General features: G+C 46.2%; 2 protein-coding genes. Both read left to right on the top strand.

Going from position 1 to position 586, the window contains the following annotated elements:
• The coding region (locus tag HC175_RS16605) for a glycosyltransferase family protein (RefSeq protein ID WP_168139481.1) at positions 1-321 on the top strand (321 nt) is incomplete at its 5' end.
• Positions 318-586 (top strand): hypothetical protein (locus tag HC175_RS16600; protein ID WP_209310034.1); only part of this gene is annotated, 269 nt, incomplete at its 3' end. The genes HC175_RS16605 and HC175_RS16600, both read left to right, overlap by 4 nt.

Raw genomic sequence — 586 nt, 5'->3', positions numbered from 1 at the left:
ATGGCCAAATACGGATTCTCCCCTGCTACGCGGGTTTTTGAGGCTGCCGGAGCGGGAGCATGTTTGATTACAGACTACTGGAAAGGCATAGAAACTTTCTTTGAACCGGGTAAAGAGATCCTTGTAGCCAAAGATGGAAAGGAAGTCGAACAACTTCTTGCAGATCTAACTGCTGAAAAAGCTAAAGCAATAGGCGAAGCCGCTTATAAAAAAGTGCTTGCTGAACATACATACAACCACAGGGCAGCGCTGCTGGAATCGGTCATTTCTGAAAAACTTGAAACTGAAGATCAACCCGTTGAACAAAACAGTAGCTCATGAAATTTGTGATTATAGGACTTTCAGTAACATCATCCTGGGGTAACGGCCACGCCACCACTTACAGGGCGCTTCTTAAAGAACTGAAGGCTCTTGGCCACGATATCCTGTTCCTGGAGAAGGATGTGCCGTGGTATTCACCGCACCGTGACATGCCTGCACCCGGTTTCTGTACACTGGGTCTCTACAAGACCAATGAAGAACTCAAAGCAGATTATACAAAACAGGTTGCTGAAGCAGATGTGGTAATAGTAGGCTCTTACGTGCA

The sequence above is a fragment of the Salinimicrobium oceani genome, assembly GCF_012037645.1.
The sequence above is the reverse complement of the archived record's forward strand: the minus strand, read 5'-3'. Positions and strand labels throughout refer to the sequence as shown.